Origin of the sequence: Vibrio hibernica, assembly GCF_015223435.1 — a bacterium.
GTDB lineage: Bacteria > Pseudomonadota > Gammaproteobacteria > Enterobacterales > Vibrionaceae > Vibrio > Vibrio hibernica.
Window position 1 is genome coordinate 219,287 of sequence record NZ_VHKO01000001.1, and the last position, 18,445, is coordinate 237,731.

Below are 18,445 nucleotides of genomic sequence, written 5' to 3' on the forward strand. Positions count from 1 at the left end.
TGATATTCTCGCCTTCCAAGAACTATTTCTTAATTTGTGTAAATTCGCTCACTTAACTTTTTGTGGTATTAGACAATTGCTCGGTTTGATCCATTCTGATGTCAGCCTGACTAACCGATAGTTGTTGAAAGCGATCTGGATGATATTTTAAGAACTCAATAAAACAATCAGCCATCGATAATGCGGTCACTTGTCCTTGTTGTTTCATATTAACAATCGCGTCATACCCTTCCTTTCCTTTCATAGTATAAGCGGATGACGTGCCTTTAAAATAACGTGTCGATTCAACTTTCTGCCATATTTTTTGCTGACCATTGGTATCAAAAGTATAAATTTCCAACTTCACAATACGTAAACCAAGGGGTTTATCTGCATGATATTCAAAACGTAAATTATGCGTATAAGGATAACTTCCCGATCCTGTTCCGATCACACCATTACCCAATGCGTTATTGATTGCCCCCTCTAATAATTGAGAAATATAACACCCTTGGATTTCATAACAGCCAATAGGAACCGCAAATGGCAATAATTTTCCAGCAATATCCGCAATAGTGATTTCACCCGGATCTAAAGATGTCCGTACGCCACCAGCATTATGGATAGAAAACTCAATATCATGCCCTTGCTGATTTAAAGCAAACGCAAAGGATTCGGCGACTAATGGTGCGACCTCACTACCACCGTTTTCATCGGGAACCCTGACATGACGTAGTTTATAATCAGTTCGACCAATGATCGTTTGTTGTAAAGCTTTCACTTTTGGCATGTATTTATCGACCAAAATACTATGTACATCAGGGTTTTTTTTACATATCACAACATGAGGATGTTGGCGTAAATATTGACATGCTTTTTCATGTGCGTCGTCCGTATGCGCTCGGCTTAAAGTGGCATCTAAGCATAAACGACGACCTAAAAGCAGCTCATTCTTACCATTAAATTCACTCACGCACCCATAAGCATCAAACGTAATATCACAATGCCCCATCGTCTGAGCGTGGAACCCTGCTTGCACAACGTAAGTTTTATTGATTTTCTGGCCATAATCATCATCTTTCGTTAATCCAAGCGTCGAAAAGTCGCCTTGTAAACGGTGAGAGTGCCCACCAACGATAATACCAATACCATCCACTTTCGCTGCCAGTTCTAAATCTGACTCATACCCTAAGTGGCTTAATAAAATGATGTTATTAATGCCTTGACGATGAATGGCGGCGACCGTTGCTTTCGCCACCTCAATCGAATTGATAAAAGGCGTATCAGCATCTGGCGTTGAAATGTCAGCCATCTTATCCAAAGCAAGACTAAATATAGCAATACGCTCCCCATTAACCTCCTTTTCTATCCATGATGCATGCTTCTTGGTTGCAACATAGCTATGAAGACGATCAGAATCACTGACTTTAAATGGCTTATTTGGGTTTTCATTCGACACATCCCAATTACCAGCCAATAGTGGGAATTCAATGCGTTTGAGAAAATGGGCTACCGGCTCATTCCCCATGTCTAATTCATGGTTACCCAGCGCCATTGCGTCCAACTTCAATGCATTAAGCATGTCAGCATTCGCTTTGCCTTTAAATAAAGAGAAATACAGCGTGCCTTGGAAGCAATCACCAGCATGTAAAAATAAAAAACCTTTTTGTTGCAGCTTAGCTTGCTCTCTTAACTGCTCCGCTCGTGTCGCAATTCGAGCAAAACCACCAGCGCTGACATACGGAGATAAAACCTGCTGATCTACCGTGATCTGAAGCTGTAGTGAGGTCGGTTCAAAATAGGAATGAGTGTCATTGATATGAGCCAGCGTTAAGCTCACAGATTGATGTTTTGTTTTTGTCATAGTTCTTCTTATGGTCTTGACCCCTATTGTTCTTATAGAGATCGATAATCATTTATTTTCTTTAATTCTTCACCATCATAAAGCTTCAATCATGACAACTCTATGACTATTTCAAATTTGTGAACAAAACAAACGCTTAGTGTAAGACATTCCTATAATCTATAGGAAAGCGATCATATGTGGGGTACTGAATGCAATTGGAACGAATTGAAATTGTCGGATTTAGAGGCATTCAGCGCCTATCGCTTGATTTTGGTGAAATCACAACCTTACTAGGCGAGAATACTTGGGGGAAATCATCGCTCTTGGATGCGCTTTGCATTGCACTGCCACATAACGGTCAGCCCTACTCTTTCCAAATCCAAGATTTTCATGTCAATTACGCTTTATCTCAAACCCAAACACAACAAATTCAAATTGTGACACAATGGCGAGCACAACATAAAACGGAACACAGAAGCGCGAGATACCGTCGTTTAAAGCCGATTTGGATAAGTAGTCATAGTGATGACCAAGATGATTCTAAACACGTTATTTTTCAAATTAGTGCCATACGTAATGAACATAAAGTCAGTACGCATTACCAATTTCTCGACTGGACAGGGACGCCACTGGCAATTCACGATTGTGAGCAGTTAGCTTTAGAGCTTAGCCGACTGCATCCGGTTATTCGTTTACGAGATGCAAGACGTTTACATCAACACAGTGAAAGCATTACTCCGGACTCGAATAACAAAAAAGAAAAGATTGAGCGCCGAGTGAATAATACTTATCGGCGTTTATCAGCAATGCCTGGGCATGTGAATAAAGCGGAGTTAAAAAGTACCTTAAATGCTATGCAACACTTAATAGAGCACTATTTTTCATTTCAATCACAACCTAAAAACAATATACGAGAAGCAAGATCTAACCTTTTTACAGGAAATACATCATCCACTGAAAGCAATAAAGACAACCTGATTCAATTATTAAAAAGTAATAAAAATCATCAAAGTAAATTACTGCTAATGGGCTTGCTTAACGCTTATCTTCAAGCGAAAGGCGCCGCAGAGATCAGCCAATCGGCGCGACCAATATTGATTTTAGAAGATCCAGAAGGCCGTTTGCACCCCACCAATTTATTAAAATCGTGGGAATTATTGCAAATGATCCCTATGCAAAAAATTGTTACGACCAATAGCGGTATTTTGCTCAGCGCCGTTCCTTTTTCTTCTATCCGACGTTTAATAAGACAGTCGGATAGAACCCTCGCCCTGTCTATCCCTGAACATTTATTAAGCCAAGATGAGTTACGCCGTATTAGTTTTCACATTCGTTTTCACCGCCCAAATGCCTTGTTTGCTCGCTGCTGGTTATTAGTGGAAGGTGAAACCGAAGTTTGGTTATTCAATGAACTGGCTAAAATCTGTGGTTATCACTTTCCCAGTGAAGGTATTCAATTGGTAGAGTTTGCTCAATCTGGACTCAAATCATTAATTAAAGTCGCAAAAGCTTTAAATATTGATTGGCACGTGGTGACCGATGGTGATGCGGCAGGGAAAAAATACGCAACCGCCGTTCGGACTCAACTTGGGCAAGATATGGAAAAGCATCGATTAACTGAATTACCCGATAAAGACATTGAAAACTACCTCTACCATAATGGTTTTGAGAAGTTCTTTCGGGGCATGGTTAACCTCCCTGAAAATCAACAAGTGCCGACTAAAAAAGTCATTAACCGAGTCCTTAAAAAATACGCGAAGCCTGATGTCGCACTTGGTATCGTTGAATATTGTGAAGAGCATGGTATTGATAAAATACCATTATTAATCCGACGTATTTTAAAAAGGGTCATGACAATGGCGAATGGAAACAGCTAATATTTACCTAGCGACTTCCTGCATTCTCGTCATTAAATACGATTTCCATTTATGTTTCGCTTTAACATTTGTGTACTGAAAGCCATGTCGTTAAGATGCCATTAGTTTTTATTGTTCACTCCTAGTTGATAGGAAAAATTAATGGGAAAAAGCATGTACAAATTGATCGCAATTGATATGGATGGAACCTTACTCAACACTGACCATCAAATTACCTTACACAATAAACAAGCGATCACCCAAGCTCGGGAAATGGGCGTAAAAGTCGTCTTAGCTTCTGGTCGCCCTTTGGCTGGTATGCTTTCCGCATTAGAGCAACTAGACATGAACACCGATGATGATTATGTGATCAGCTACAACGGCTCAATGGTACAAACGGCGGCAAGTAAAACCGCTATTCGTCAAGAAATCCTGACCGGTTCTGATGCCAAATTAATTGCGGATTGGGCGGAAAGATTAAGCGTTAACGTGCACGCATTTTCATTAAAAGATGGTTTAATCACGCCTAAAAATAACAAATACACCACCCACGAATGCACTATCAATAATATTTCATTAACCGAAATGCCTTTCTCTGAATTAAGTGATGACGAAGCTATCTTGAAAGTAATGATGGTTGAAGAAGAACCATTATTAACCAAAGCCATTGAGCAACTGCCAGCCGTACTGAACGAAAAATATACCATCGTCCGCAGCTCACCTTTCTTCTTAGAATTTATGCACACAACCAGTGATAAAGGTGCTGGTGTTGAATGCTTAGCTCAACATTTAGGCATTAAACGAGAAGAAGTCATCACAATGGGTGATGCGGGTAACGATCACCATATGCTGACTTATGCAGGCTTGGGTGTTGCAATGGGCAATGCGACCGAAGAAACCAAAGCGATTGCCGACTATATCACTGACACCAATAACAATAGTGGTGTAGCACAAGTGATTGAAAAATTCGTTCTAAACGTCAAATGATTAGACCCATATTAATCAAAAAAGAACTCATTAAACAAACATTGATGAAAAAGGAAACCATATGAAGATGGTGGCAGTAACCGCATGTCCAACAGGCATCGCTCATACTTATATGGCAGCAGAAGCATTAGTAAAATCCGCCGCGAGTTTGTACGTTAACATACAAGTGGAAACCCAAGGTGCAATGGGCATTGAAAATAAGCTTAGCTATCAAGATATTAGCAAAGCGGATATTGCTCTCATTGCCTCTGATATTGCTATTGAGCAAGCCGAGCGATTTGAGCAATGCCTTGTGATCAATGCAACCATTGAAGATGTATTAACCAATCCAGACAGTGTGATCAAACGATGCTTAAACGCTATCTCTTAAATCAAGTTAGAACATCATAATGTCAACGGTACGAGTTACCTTCTACTTAGGCCAAGCTGGATTACCGGCTTGGTTGATTAAAGGTGTCCATCACCAAGTTCGAGGATTTAAAGGTTACGCTGAATTAATTAAAGTACACACCTTACAACGTGTTAATGTCCAAAAATATTTGAGCGCGTTAACCTTTGCTTTTCAACCTTTTGATTTATGCCAGATCGTTCTCACGGGTGAACAAGCGGCAAGCTACGCGGCTATACTCCGAATTTATCTTCACAAAGATTGTTTTTTACTGGATAAAAGAATCACACCAACCAGTCAGGACACCCAACATTTACATCTCAGTCATTTTGAATTCCACCATCTCGCGATTCAAAAGCAATTCGATGCTTTCATTCGGCTTTATCGCTTAATGCACCCATCGGAAAATGAATCAACCGCAGAAAAAGCTTATATACTCCAACAAATTGCCAAAATATCATCGATTCAACACTATAAGTCCATTGAAGAGCAGCTCAATCAACGTGAACAATTATCTTCTACGGGAATGAAAGGCGGTATCGCTCTCCCACATATAATGACCGAGCATATCAATCAACCTCAACTCATTTGCCTAACCTCTAATAACCCTATTGATTGGCAATCATCTCATGGCCCCGTCACCCATATTATTGCTTTATTACTACCCAAAGAAAGCAGCAAAAATACTATGTATGCGGTTCGTCATTTGGCTGTCCGTTTACTCTCATCGGAGGTAAACCAATTTATTAGTGAGCATCATACCGCCAATGAATTACATGCTATTTTGACCTGTTTTATGATGCCAAAAGTTTGATGATGCCAAAATAACGCCAATCATATTGATCTTTAAGAACAGTGATACAACCCTACAAAGTCAATCACCCACCGTGCATGGCTCTAAATTCACTGGGTGTTCGACCTAATTTATTTTTAAATACTCGATAGAAATAATTTACATCATTAAAGCCACAACGCAGCGCCACTTCACTCAACCTAAAGGTATAACGGGTTAACATAAACTTCGCCCGCTCTAATCTCACCCATGTAATGTAATCGGCTAACCGCATATGGCCTTGTTGGCGAAATAAGCGTGATAGATGATTTGGACTGACATTAAAACGGCTCGCAATGCTGTCGCGAGTAATATCACGATGAAAATTTTCTTGGATATAAATGCAAATGCCTTGGTATAAATCTTCACTACGACCTTGAGTTGAGCTTTCTGGCGACAGCAACATGCCATGGCAATAACTCATTAAAGCCATCAACAAATGTCCACCGGTAGGATGTTGAGTCTTTTCTTTGGCTAGAGTATTTAACCCGCTCAAAATATGGTCTAGAGCGTGACCAGTACGCGTCTGCACACTGTGCTTTTGGACATCAAAAAATGTCGCTTCATTTTTGCGTTTTTCCACCAAACTAAAGCCTAATTGTCGCTTACCAAATAACAGGCTCAATACACTGCAATCGGTATCCCATTCAGGCTTATTCCAACTATTGGGCGGTATATACAGAATATCGCCCGGTAGTACTTTAACTTCAGTAATACCAAATTCAGGATCTTCAATTTTATTAATATATTCCCCCTTGATAACAAACTCCATACGAGGAAAGTTCACCTGATAACTAAAAGGTGGTGGCGTGGTATGGTCACTGGCAAACCAAACTCGATTAAAATGCTCCCTTTCCGATAACACACCTTCTAAAACATTAATAAAAACTTGAGTCATCACGATTTTCCACTTTAATTTGAAATAGTTAAGTATCTTTACCGCTCTATTAACTATTGTAGCCTCTAGTAATTGCTGAATATATCGACCAGATGACAACCTAAGTGATCACGATCACAAAGCACCACTTAGGTTACAATAATCCAGTAAATGGTTTCAATGTACACTATTTTAAAACAACAAAATATCCAACAATTAACCTATAACTTAAAATAACAATACATATATAGGTACTATAATGATTACACAGCTGATTAATGAAAACCTGATCCGCTTGAATCTAAAAGCCACCACTAAAGATGAAGTCTTTAATGAGATGGTTGATGTATTAGATGCTCAAGGCAAACTCAATAACCGTGACCAATTCTTACAAGATATTTATGCCCGTGAAGAGATTGGAAACACAGGGTTTGAAGAAGGCATAGCAATTCCACATGCAAAAAGTGCCGCAGTAGCTCAACCTGCAGTGGCAATTGGTATTAGCCGAAATGGAATTGAATATGGCGCAGAAGATGGAGAAGCCTCTACGCTATTTTTCATGATCGCATCACCAGATGGCGGTGCTGATCATCACATTGAAGTATTAGCAGAGCTGTCTTCTAAATTAATCGAAGATGGTTTTATTCAAGCTTTCATGCAAGCGGAATCACCAAAAGCTGCACTTGCTCTTTTACTGCAGAAGAAAGAAGTCGAAAACACCGTAGTGGCTGATAAAGGCTTTCTTATAGGCGTAACGGGCTGCCCTGCTGGTATCGCCCATACTTACTTAGCCGCCGAAGGGTTAGAAAAAGCGGCCGCTGAGATGGGTTACACAATTAAAGTCGAAACCAATGGTTCAATTGGTGTGAAAAATGCCCCAACCGCAGAAGAAATTGAACGCGCAGTTGCGATCGTTGTAAGCTGCGATAAGCAAGTAGACATGACTCGCTTTAATGGTAAAAAACTCGTTCAAACTAGCGTAAAAGCCCCTATTAGTAATGGTAAAGGCGTTATTCAACAAGCATTAGATGCATCGCCTTATCAAGCCGATGCAAGCCATTCCAAAGAAGACAAATCAGCGGCAACCTCTGGCCGTTCAAATCTTTACCGCTACTTAATGAATGGCGTATCACATATGATCCCATTTGTAGTAACGGGTGGTTTGATGATTGCCCTGTCTCTTGCTCTTGGTGGCGAGCCAACGCCAAATGGCATGCAAATTCCGGAAGACAGTTTGTGGAATCAAGTTCTCAACGTGGGTGTCGTTGCCTTTACCTTAATGATCCCAATCTTGGCGGGTTACATTGCTTTTGCTATCGGTGATCGCGCCGCACTTGCACCTGGTTTTATTGGGGGTTGGATTGCGAACAATGGTTCTTTCTACGATGCGGACGCCGGCACTGGCTTTATTGGCGCTATTATCGCGGGCCTTTTAGTGGGGTATTTTGTACGCTTTATTGCAACACGTGATTACCACAAAATGGTTGCTCCACTGGTTCCAATAATGATTGCACCAATCTTAGGTACTGTCTTTATTGCTTCGCTATTTATCTTTGTTATTGGCGCACCCATTGCTGATCTGATGCAGTGGTTGAACGCTGTTTTAACTGAAATGAGCACAGGTAACGTGGTTCTGCTTGGGATTGTACTTGGCGGCATGGCGGGCTTTGATATGGGGGGTCCATTTAACAAAGTGGCATTCCTATTCTCTGTCGGTATGATTGCCAATGGTCAAACTCAATTTATGGGCGCGATGGCCGTTGCTATTCCAATCGCTCCACTTGGCATGGCACTCGCCACCGTGATTGGTCGCAAACTAGATATATTTGAAGCAAGCGAAATCGAAACCGGTAAAGCAGCCGGCGCAATGGGTTTAGTGGGTATTTCTGAAGGTGCCATTCCATTTGCAGCGCAAGATCCATTATCGGTTATTCCTGCTAACGTCATTGGTTCAATGGTTGGCGCGGTCATGGCATTCTCCTTTGGTATTACCAATAGTGTTGCTCACGGTGGCCCCGTTGTCGCTTTACTTGGCGCAATGAATAAACCCGTGATGGCATTAATCTGTATGGCAACAGGCGCCATCGTAACCGCCGTAGTTTGCGTTACTTTAAAGAAAATGCGTAAAGCTCGCGCCTTAAAAGCAGTCGCGGCATAAAAGATTGATGTTAGATAATACGTCAGCGTAAAAATGAGCAGATAATGATTCCCGTTATCTGCTCATTTTAATATTTCCTAGCTAGCGTATAATTTTAAAATTCACCCGATTAAAACAGTTATTCTATTACAGCACTTATAAAATTAAGAGCGCTCAACCGAAAATAAGGTTTTCCATGAAACAACTTCCCCCTTTTTTCCTTATGCAAAACGTGATTCAAGACTATGCATGGGGAAGCACAACCTCCATTAATCAACTTTTTGATATCCCGAATCCAGACAATAAACCACAAGCTGAAATTTGGATGGGCGCTCACCCAAATGGTTGCTCTCATATTAAACTAGATGGTCAATTGACTCGCTTAGATGATGTCATTAATCAGGATAAAAGTGCCATTTTAGGCGATAAAACGACTCAAACATTTAATGAACTTCCTTACTTATTTAAAGTATTGGCGGCGGCCCAAGCGTTATCAATTCAAGTTCATCCAAGCAAACAGGCCTCTGAAATTGGTTTTGATAGAGAAAACAAAGCAGGGATTGATATTAAAGCGGCCAACCGTAATTACAAAGATCCAAACCACAAACCTGAACTTGTTTATGCTTTAACCACTTACCAAGCAATGAATGGCTTTCGCGATTATCCAGCGATTATCAAACCTTTTGAAAAAATTGGCATTAAAGTGTTACAGCAAGACGTTGCTGCGCTTAAAGCAAACCAAACACCAGAAGGATTAAGCGCATTCTTTGAAGCTATTTTGTCACTGGAAGGCGAGCGTAAAACCTCGGCACTTAACGCTCTAATGGCGCATGTAGAAAAAAATACGCAATGTGCCACCGCGGCATTAATTCTTGAATTGGCCGAGCAATACCCGGGTGATGTCGGTTTATTTGCCCCACTGATGTTGCATGTCATTACGCTCCAACCAGGAGAAGCCATGTTCCTTTATGCATGCACACCACATGCATACATAAAAGGCACAGGGCTAGAAATCATGGCAAATTCAGATAATGTTCTACGCGCGGGCTTAACCCCTAAATATATTGATGTCCCAGAATTGGTCGCCAATACTTTATGTGAACCAAAACCAAGCGAGGATCTCTTACTCGCTCCAATCGTTAAAGACAATGCTAAGCATTACCCTATTCCAGTTGACGATTTTAAATTCAGCGTTTATCACGGAGATAGCAACATCACCTGTGAGAGCGCAGAAATTATTTTCGCTATCGATCAAGATGTCACATTACGCCATCAATCTGGCAATATACTTTGTATTACCAAAGGTCAATCAGCTTTCATTCCATTGAGTACTCAGCAATACCAAGTTGAAAGTTTCGGCACCTTTGCTCGTGCTTATAATTAAGCCATAATAATGACCACTATAAACATGCTATCCCATCACATTTCAGTGTGATTAAGATCGCTATTTAACTTGAAAAACGCGCCAATCGGAGTTACCGTGGCGCGTTTTTCATCATATTTACGATATAAAGGATTCTACATTGATTTCTTCAGCTAACATCACGATGCAATTTGGCGCCAAGCCATTATTTGAAAACATCTCAGTTAAATTTGGTGACGGTAACCGTTACGGCTTAATTGGTGCCAATGGCTGTGGTAAGTCAACCTTTATGAAGATCCTAAGTGGTGAGCTTGAGCCATCTGGTGGCAACGTCAGCGTTGATCCAAATGAGCGTGTTGCAAAACTAAGCCAAAACCAGTTTGCTTACGAAGAGTTTTCGGTACTTGATACCGTCATCATGGGCCATAAAGAACTTTGGGCTGTAAAACAAGAACGCGACCGTATTTATTCTTTAGCTGAGATGACTGAAGAAGATGGCATGAAAGTGGCCGATCTTGAAGTTGAATTTGCGGAAATGGATGGTTACACCGCTGAATCTCGCGCAGGTGATCTTCTTCTTTCTGTAGGCATTCCAATCGAGCAACATTGGGGTCCAATGAGTGAAATCGCACCGGGCTGGAAACTTCGTGTTCTTCTTTCTCAAGTGTTGTTTGCTGACCCACATATCATGCTACTTGATGAACCAACCAACAACTTGGATATGGATACGATTCGCTGGTTGGAAGATACACTAAACCAACGTAACTGTACTATGATCATCATCTCGCATGACCGTCACTTCTTGAACTCAGTATGTACACACATGGCCGATATCGACTACGGTGAACTCCGTGTTTACCCAGGTAACTACGATGATTACATGTTTGCATCGACTCAAGCTCGTGAACGTTTGTTAAATGATAATGCGAAGAAAAAAGCACAAATTGCAGAACTGCAAACTTTCGTATCTCGTTTCTCAGCCAATGCTTCTAAAGCAAAACAAGCGACATCTCGTGCGAAACAAATTGATAAAATTCAACTAGACGAAGTTAAAGCGTCTAGCCGTCAAAATCCATTTATTCGTTTTGAACAATCGAAAGAGCTATTCCGTAACGCATTAATTGTGGAAGAGTTGACGCAAGGTTTTGAAAACGATTTATTCACTAACTTTAATGCTATTTTTGAAGTAGGCGAACGTGTTGCCATTATCGGTGAAAACGGCGTGGGTAAAACTACCCTACTGAATACGCTAGCGGGAAGGTTAGAACCTAAATCGGGTGAGTTCAAGTGGTCAGAAAACTCAAACATTGGGTACTATGCACAAGACCATGAATATGAATTTTCACAGAATATGAAAGTATTCGATTGGATGGCTCAATGGCGTCAAGAAGGCGATGATGAACAAGTCGTTCGTAGTTTCTTAGGTCGTATGCTTTTTGGACAAGACGATATTAAAAAAGACGTTCAAGTACTATCCGGTGGTGAGCAAGGTCGTATGCTGCTAGGTAAGTTAATGATGCACAAACCAAACATGTTGTTGATGGATGAACCAACCAACCACATGGATATGGAATCAATTGAATCGTTAAACTTAGCTCTTGAAAACTACAAAGGTACTTTGTTCTTCGTCTCACACGATCGCCAGTTTGTATCCTCTTTGGCAACTCGTGTACTTGAGATCCGCGATGGTAAAATCAATGACTTCCGTGGCACTTATGAAGAATACTTAAAAGTGCGTGAAGTGAATAAAGCGTAATTGATTTAATATAAACAACATCAACAATTAACTGGCCCTAAAGTATTTTCTTTAGGGCTTTTTTAGTCTTTACTTCCTTTAGGATAAACCTAGCATGACCTTTTCTGAGCTTAACCTTAACGCTGATCTTATCAAGGCCTTACCTGCTGACATTACAACGCCAACCTTGGTTCAGCAACAAGCTATTCCTGCCATTTTACATGATGCAGATGTGCTTGCTTTAGCTCACACCGGCAGTGGTAAAACGTTAGCTTTTGGCTTGCCTATTTTACAAATGATAGAGGCTAAAAAAAGTGATATTCAAGCGGTGATCATCGCCCCCACCCGAGAACTTGCTAGGCAGACAACTCAAGTTTTACAACCCATTGCTACATGTTTACATATCAAAACTGCCGCCTTATTTGGTGGTATTGATTTAGCTATTCAAGCTGAACAAATAACTCAACATCCGCAACTGATCATTGCGACACCCGGCCGCTTATTGGCCCTTTGCAAAGAAAAAGCCATCAACCTATCTCAAGTTAAACATCTTGTTTTAGATGAAGCCGATCGCTTATTAGACATGGGCTTCTGGAAAGATATACAAAGCTTGATCACCTTCATTCCAATGCAGCGACAAACGTTATGTTTTTCGGCCACTTTATCTGATGATCTTGCCAATCAAGTTCGTCAGGTTCTAACCTCTCCGGTTGAAATAAAAACGCACAATAGCAATAGTGTTGTAGATGGAATTAATGAACAACTGTACTTAGTCAATAAGGGCAGTAAAACCCAAGCATTAATCTCGATACTAAAACAACACTCAGATAAACAAGCCCTCATTTTTATCAATGCAAAAGATGGTGCCGATACCATAGCGAAGAAACTGGCTAAAGCAGGTATTAATGTTAAAACACTTCATGGTAATAAAGATCAAGCATCACGCGAATCCACGTTAAATGAGTTTAAACAAAATAGTGTTCAGGTACTGGTCGCCACTGATTTATTAGCGCGTGGTATTCACATCGACGCCTTGCATGTTGTGATTAATTTTGATTTACCAGAAAACCCTGCCGTGTATGTTCATCGTATAGGTCGTACCGCTCGATCGGGAAAAACTGGTTTAGCATTATCACTAGTGTGCCATGCAGAAACTGAAATATTACAAGCAATTCGTGATTTAACCCAAAACACGATGGCTCTAGAAACACTAGAACACTTTCCTGTCACCGATATACCGAGTACAGGTGAGAAAAAACGAGCGCCGAAAGATAAACAAGCTAATCGTCGTAGCGCGAAAAAACAGAGTATTAAAGACTTTCAATCGAAAACTGAGCGAAATCATTCTAATCACTCAAAATCAAAATCCAAGTAAATTAGAATGACACTCTAACTCTGTGTCAGACAGGTATACATCATCTCTATAAAAAAGAGGGTATTGCAATAACGCTACTGTCTACTATCTTTAATAATTAGTCCTTTTTAAAAAAATAAGAATTTCATTAATCAAGCTAAAATAATCATTCCATAGAGTAAAAAGAAACAGAGAATTAACAATTCATGCGTTGAGATGCTAATATTTCATAAGTATAATTAATATCTTAACTCTATTTTTCAACCTTAACTTTAAATCATTTTTTATCCTTAATTAACTACGAAAAATCAACTTTAATGGTGCCATTATGAATACTAAACGGACTTTACTCGCTGCATCGATTTCCTCTCTTTTTTCACTTTCTTTATTGATGTCAACTCAAGCTAACGCCGCTGCAGAAAATGCGGGTGAATTTTACTTAGGTGCAAAAACTGGTTGGGCAAATTATGACTTTGCTTGTACAGGATCGGGCTTAGATACTGATTGTGATAATGACGCTTGGGCTGGCAGTATTTTAGGTGGTTATCAATTTAATAATTGGTTAGCACTAGAAGCCGGTTATAACTACTTTGGTCACTCCAATGCTGATTATTCAGGTGCCGGTAATAATAAAACTCGCGTTCAAAATGGTGAACTTTCGGTTAAAGGCGATTGGAATCTAACAGACAAATGGAGTTTATTCGGTAAAGTTGGTACATCATACAATGGCGTCGATAGTAACTTTTCTGGTACTTATGGTTCGGATGTTTCCGACAATAACTTTTCAGCCATGCTAGGCGCTGGTGTGGAATATCAAATTAACCACAATTTACGTTTCCGTACTGAATATCAATGGTTTAATAATGTAGGTGAAAAAGATACTACTGGCTCAAGTGATTTAAATTACTTAAGTATTGGTTTGGTGTATTTCTTTGGCAGTAACGCAGCGGCAGCTCCTGTTGCGGCAGTAGCAGCAAGTGAAGTAATGGCTGAAGAACAACCAGTACAACAAGCACCAGTAGAACAGCCAGTACAAGATGCCTTACCAGCAATTACTCTTTCAACCGGAGCCTTTGCTCATAATTCAACTAAACTGACCCCTGATGCTAAAAAATCATTAGATCCAGTTGCTGATACACTTCTGGCTGATGATACTATCAGTGTGAAAGTTGTTGGTTATACTGATTCTTCTGGTAGCGCTGCATACAACCAAAAACTGTCAGAAAAGCGTGCCCAAAGTGGTGCAGAGTATATCGAGTCAAAAGGCGTTGCTAACGATCGTATTACCGTAGAGGGTAAAGGTGAAGACAGTCCAATAGCCGATAATTCGACTTCTGAAGGTCGTGAAAAAAATCGTCGCGTTGAAGTTTTTTACGCAAGATAATAAATAACCGTGATTTAAACACTCAACCGCATCTTCATAAGGTGCGGTTTTTTATTCTCGGTTATTTATATTCAAAATAGTGCTAAAAATGCTTTTGCCGCATGAGAGAGATAACGTTGCGACGACCAGCAAATTCCAAGCTCCCATTTTATTTCTTGTTTTAACTCAATAAAATCGTAATGCTCAGAATTCAAGCGGGCGCAGATCGGCGCAGGTAAAAATGTTACTCCTAGCCCGCTTTTTACCATAGCAGCAAGAAAGTCCCATTGAGTACTCCTGACCCCTACTCTTGGCTGAAAACCATTATCTTGACATAACTGTTCAATAATCGCCGTCAATGCAAATTCTTCACGGTAAAGATAGAAAGTATGCTGTTGTAGATCGACAATATCGATAGTTTGATCGATTGAATAACCACTATTTTTTGCCAAAACCACATAGACCGGATGCGTAACAATAATTTTTGTCTTCAATTGTTCTTGATTTAAAGGCAGCATGGTAATACCAAGATCAATATCTCCAGCATGAATGGCACTTTCAATTTTACGGCTACCAAACTCTACAATAGATACCTCTACTTTCGGGTATTTGACCTGAAACCGATGCAAGGTATCAGCGTATAAGTGTCCAACCATGGGTGGAATACCAATCGATAATGTCCCCGACTCCAACTGTTGTAAATCATGTAGCTTTACCTGCATATCATTGAACTGCTGTAAGATCTCTTCGCCATAACGATAAACAATACTGCCCGCTTCCGTTAACCTAATATCTCGATTATTGCGATGAATTAAAGGACCACCAACCGATGACTCTAAAGACTTCAAAGCTTTGCTAATAGTAGGTTGTGTGACAAAAAGTTGCTCAGAAGCACGAGTGAAATTTTTGGCTCGAATCAAGGTGACAAAATAATTGAGCTCTTTGTTATTCATAAATTACAACCTTAATATGGGTAGCAACACAGCCAAAATCATTCCGATATAGAATGTATTCTAGTCATATTATTCATTACTGGAAAGTGATCTGTATCACTTATAATGACTACATCTTATTAAACCGAATCAGTTAAGACGATGATCCCTTCAAAAATCAAAACAATTTCTCTTATTTTTATCCAAGTAATTAGCCTTTGCCTATTGTGGCTTTTCGCAGACCAAGCAGTACGGATACTTCATATTCCAATGCCCTCCAATGTATTTGGTTTGTTCGTCCTTCTTGTGCTGATGTTCACTGGGATTATCAATATTAAGTGGTTAAAAGCCGGTTCAATGTGGTTACTCGCGGAAATGTTGTTGTTTTTTATTCCCGCGGTTATCGCCATCATTAATTACCAAGATTTATTCATACACGATGGCATTAAAATTATGGCTGTAATTTTATTGAGTACCTGCTTTGTATTAGGTGTAACCGCATACGTCGTAGAGAGAATTTATCGTTATGAAGTCAAAAAAATGCAGGGGCAACACTGATGGAACTTCAATCTATTCAACACCATGCTGCTATGTTGATGTACTTAGCTTTTACTGTAAGTTGTTATTATTTTAGTAAGTGGCTTCACTCTCGCTTTCCTGTGTTTATTTTTATTCCACTTGTTTTTGTTCCTGTGGTCATTGTGGTTTTAGTCACTGGTTTACATATTCCATACCAAGACTATATGTGGGATTCTCATTGGTTAGTTTGGATGCTCGGTCCTGCGACTTTAGCCTTTGCGGTTCCTGTATATGAATATCGCACTTTAATCGTCAAACATTGGCTTTCTTTAACCACTGGCGTTTTTATTGCTGTGAGTGCTGGCGTTGGTAGTACCTTATTATTAAGTCGCTGGTTTCATCTATCCGAGATGTTACAACGCAGCCTGGCAATGCGTTCTATCACAACGCCTTTTGCAATGGTGGCAACAGAATCAATTGGCGGAAAACCGGACCTAACGGCTGTTTTTGTCGTGATCACCGGGGTTATTGGGATTATTGTAGGAGAGTTAGTACTAGGTGGGCTAACCATTACATCGCACCATGGTAAAGGTGCAGGTTTAGGTGCTTGTGCTCATGGCGCAGGTACAGCAACCGCTTATAAAATAGATAATCAAGCGGGTGTCATCGCCAGCTTAATGATGATGCTATCTGGTGTGGTTACCGTGCTTCTTGCGCCATGGCTCGGGCATATTTTATGGGCTTAATAGGCGCTCCAAGCTTATAAATTTACGGCTTGTATACTGTTTACAGCTGAGAAACTCCACCTTGAGTAAGAACCATCGGATCTAATAACTCTTTAAGTTCTTCTCGGCTTAATGTGGTTTCCTCTTCTGCTACCTCTAAAATAGCCCGCTGTTGTTGATACGCTTTTTTAGCAATTTTTGCGGCGTTTTCATAACCAATAACAGGATTAAGCGCCGTCACCAGAATTGGATTTTTTGCTAACGCTTTATCTAGATTATCTTGTCTAATGGTAAAACCTTGGATCGCTTTATCTGCCAATAAAAGAGAACTATTTGTTAATAATTCAATGCTTTGCAACAGGTTATACGCAATAACCGGTAGCATCACATTTAATTGAAAATTTCCTGCTTGCCCTGCTACCGTGATCGTTGTGTCATTGCCCATCACTTGCGCAGCCGCCATCGCAACGGCTTCAGGAATAACAGGGTTAACTTTACCCGGCATTATTGATGAACCCGGTTGCAAAGCAGGCAATTCAATTTCACCAATTCCAGCGAGTGGGCCAGAGTTCATCCAACGTAAATCATTGGCTATTTTCATTAAAGCGACTGCATAACTTTTTAACTCACCTGAAAGCGCGACACTACTGTCTTGGCAGCTCAAGTTATAAAATGGATTATCACTGGCATGCAGATTTAGCCCAGTCATTTCACTTAATTGTTCGGCTATATTTTTCGCAAATTTCTCAGGCGCATTTATGCCCGTTCCTACCGCTGTACCTCCCTGCGCTAAACTTTGCAGCTCAGGTAATGAATCTTCAATACGTTGTTGCGCTCGTTGAATTTGAGCTTTCCAACCTCGTAATTCCTGCCCAAAAGTCACTGGCATGGCATCCATTAAATGCGTCCGGCCAGTTTTTACAATGCTGTCAGTTTGTAAGGCTTTTTTCTCTAACGTATCAATAAGATGGGACATATTCGGAAGCAGTTGGTGATGAATGGCGACTAAACAACTTAATTGAATTGCTGTTGGGATCACATCATTGCTACTTTGGCTCATATTAACGTGATCATTGGGATGAACTCGTTGCTTACCATTCAACTCTTCACCCAGATGGTTATTCGCCAATGTTGCTATGACTTCATTCACATTCATATTGGTGCTGGTGCCGGAGCCCGTTTGGAACACATCAATGGGGAACTGATCAGAATGTTCACCTTCGATAAGCATGGTACAGGCAACCTCTATCGCTTGAGCTTGCTCTGAGTCTAATAATTTTAGGTCTCGGTTAACGACTGAAGCCGCTTGCTTGATTAATACAATCGATTGAATGAAACGAAAAGGTAGCCTTAAATCACTCATTGGGAAGTTATCGATCGCGCGTTGAGTTTGCGCTTGATACAAGGCGTTTTTAGGGACACGAACCTCACCCATGCTGTCGTGCTCGAGTCGGAAATTAGTGTCAGTTGAATTATTGGAAATTGAAGAAGCCATCGTATTTTCCTTTTTTACTATTCTCGTCATTACGAATAAAAATCAAAAGTCGATGGC

At 40.3% G+C, this 18,445-nt stretch carries 15 protein-coding genes; 11 read left to right on the forward strand and 4 right to left on the reverse strand.

The window, feature by feature from the left end:
* Window positions 1-52: 52 nt before the first annotated feature.
* Entirely contained in the window at window positions 53-1,843 is a 1,791-nt protein-coding gene (locus FH976_RS00985) for a bifunctional metallophosphatase/5'-nucleotidase (RefSeq protein ID WP_194089040.1), read from the reverse strand.
* 191 nt (window positions 1,844-2,034) lie between these two features.
* Between FH976_RS00985 and FH976_RS00990 the strand changes: the two genes are divergently transcribed.
* The 4 genes from FH976_RS00990 to FH976_RS01005 all read left to right on the forward strand — a co-directional run bounded on the left by FH976_RS00990 (window position 2,035) and on the right by FH976_RS01005 (window position 5,870).
* Window positions 2,035-3,702 carry a DUF2813 domain-containing protein gene (locus tag FH976_RS00990; RefSeq protein WP_194089041.1) on the forward strand — a complete coding sequence of 556 codons (1,668 nt, stop codon included), beginning with the start codon at window positions 2,035-2,037 and terminating at the stop codon, window positions 3,700-3,702.
* Window positions 3,703-3,855: 153 nt separating this feature from the next.
* The gene (gene yidA / locus FH976_RS00995; protein ID WP_194089042.1) at window positions 3,856-4,668 is read left to right on the forward strand and encodes a sugar-phosphatase; all 813 of its coding nucleotides are present in this window, start codon (window positions 3,856-3,858) and stop codon (window positions 4,666-4,668) included.
* A 61-nt stretch (window positions 4,669-4,729) separates the two neighbouring features.
* Window positions 4,730-5,038: a PTS fructose transporter subunit IIB gene (locus FH976_RS01000; protein WP_194089043.1), complete on the forward strand. Its 309-nt coding sequence runs from the start codon at window positions 4,730-4,732 to the stop codon at window positions 5,036-5,038.
* A 19-nt stretch (window positions 5,039-5,057) separates the two neighbouring features.
* A complete protein-coding gene (locus tag FH976_RS01005; RefSeq protein WP_194089044.1) occupies window positions 5,058-5,870 on the forward strand; it encodes a PTS sugar transporter subunit IIA in 813 nt (270 codons plus the stop codon).
* Between the two features lie 64 nt (window positions 5,871-5,934).
* Here FH976_RS01005 and FH976_RS01010 read toward each other — a convergent pair whose 3' ends face one another.
* Window positions 5,935-6,786 (reverse strand): helix-turn-helix transcriptional regulator, encoded by an 852-nt coding sequence (locus FH976_RS01010; RefSeq protein ID WP_194089045.1) that lies wholly within the window; start codon window positions 6,784-6,786, stop codon window positions 5,935-5,937.
* Window positions 6,787-7,024: 238 nt separating this feature from the next.
* On the opposite strand from FH976_RS01010, the gene FH976_RS01015 reads away from it, so the two are divergent.
* The 5 genes from FH976_RS01015 (at window position 7,025) to FH976_RS01035 (ending at window position 14,738) form a co-directional block, all read left to right on the forward strand.
* The gene (locus FH976_RS01015; protein WP_194089046.1) at window positions 7,025-8,923 is read left to right on the forward strand and encodes a PTS fructose transporter subunit IIABC; all 1,899 of its coding nucleotides are present in this window, start codon (window positions 7,025-7,027) and stop codon (window positions 8,921-8,923) included.
* Between the two features lie 175 nt (window positions 8,924-9,098).
* Complete coding sequence (gene manA, locus FH976_RS01020; RefSeq protein WP_228767292.1) at window positions 9,099-10,286, forward strand: mannose-6-phosphate isomerase, class I; 1,188 nt, start codon at window positions 9,099-9,101, stop codon at window positions 10,284-10,286.
* 139 nt (window positions 10,287-10,425) lie between these two features.
* Window positions 10,426-12,021, forward strand: coding sequence for an ABC-F family ATPase (locus tag FH976_RS01025; RefSeq protein WP_194089047.1), 1,596 nt, complete (start codon window positions 10,426-10,428; stop codon window positions 12,019-12,021).
* Window positions 12,022-12,115: 94 nt separating this feature from the next.
* Window positions 12,116-13,375 carry a DEAD/DEAH box helicase gene (locus FH976_RS01030; RefSeq protein WP_194089048.1) on the forward strand — a complete coding sequence of 420 codons (1,260 nt, stop codon included), beginning with the start codon at window positions 12,116-12,118 and terminating at the stop codon, window positions 13,373-13,375.
* Window positions 13,376-13,682: 307 nt separating this feature from the next.
* A complete protein-coding gene (locus FH976_RS01035; RefSeq protein WP_194089049.1) occupies window positions 13,683-14,738 on the forward strand; it encodes an OmpA family protein in 1,056 nt (351 codons plus the stop codon).
* A 71-nt stretch (window positions 14,739-14,809) separates the two neighbouring features.
* Here the strand turns inward: FH976_RS01035 and FH976_RS01040 are convergent, their stop codons facing one another.
* Window positions 14,810-15,670, reverse strand: a complete 861-nt coding sequence (locus FH976_RS01040) for a LysR family transcriptional regulator (protein WP_194089050.1) — start codon at window positions 15,668-15,670, stop codon at window positions 14,810-14,812.
* 141 nt (window positions 15,671-15,811) lie between these two features.
* On the opposite strand from FH976_RS01040, the gene FH976_RS01045 reads away from it, so the two are divergent.
* Together FH976_RS01045 and FH976_RS01050 are read left to right on the forward strand one after the other, a co-directional pair.
* Window positions 15,812-16,207, forward strand: a complete 396-nt coding sequence (locus FH976_RS01045) for a CidA/LrgA family protein (RefSeq protein WP_194089051.1) — start codon at window positions 15,812-15,814, stop codon at window positions 16,205-16,207.
* Window positions 16,207-16,914: an LrgB family protein gene (locus FH976_RS01050; RefSeq protein WP_228767294.1), complete on the forward strand. Its 708-nt coding sequence runs from the start codon at window positions 16,207-16,209 to the stop codon at window positions 16,912-16,914. The genes FH976_RS01045 and FH976_RS01050 overlap by 1 nt, the downstream gene beginning before the upstream one ends.
* Before the next feature lie 40 nt (window positions 16,915-16,954).
* Here the strand turns inward: FH976_RS01050 and FH976_RS01055 are convergent, their stop codons facing one another.
* A complete protein-coding gene (locus FH976_RS01055; RefSeq protein WP_194089052.1) occupies window positions 16,955-18,388 on the reverse strand; it encodes a class II fumarate hydratase in 1,434 nt (477 codons plus the stop codon).
* Between the last annotated feature and the right edge of the window lie 57 nt (window positions 18,389-18,445).